Source organism: Mesorhizobium sp. M8A.F.Ca.ET.207.01.1.1, from assembly GCF_004794715.1.
GTDB lineage: Bacteria > Pseudomonadota > Alphaproteobacteria > Rhizobiales > Rhizobiaceae > Mesorhizobium.
Genome location: NZ_SRUS01000291.1, coordinates 1 through 343, shown reverse-complemented (window position 1 = coordinate 343; position 343 = coordinate 1). Strand labels below are relative to the sequence as shown.

General features: G+C 65.3%; 1 protein-coding gene. It reads left to right on the top strand.

Features of this window, described 5'->3' with window-relative positions; translation table 11 throughout:
• Window positions 1-21: 21 nt before the first annotated feature.
• On the top strand, window positions 22-343 hold a 322-nt coding region (locus tag EN850_RS34595), incomplete at its 3' end, for an efflux RND transporter periplasmic adaptor subunit (RefSeq protein WP_210238055.1).

Here is a 343-nt window from a genome sequence, read left to right as displayed (position 1 = left end):
GCACGTTCGGATGTCGCTGCATTGCAGGCGCAGATCGATCAGGCGGTGACCCAGGTCGAAACCGCCCGCATCAACCTGGGCTACACCCGCATCGTCTCGCCGTCCGCGGGCTACATAGTGGCCATCGTCACCAAGGCGGGGCAGACGCTGAACTCGATGCAGACCACGCCGACCCTCGTGATGCTGGCACAGATGGACACCATGACCGTACGCGCCGAGATCGCCGAGGCCGACGTGGAGCTGATCGCACCCGGCCAGCGGCTGTGGTTCTCGACGCTGGGTCCGAGCGGGCGCCGCTACGAATCCCATCTGCAACAGCTTGAGCCTGCACCGTCGTCGATTG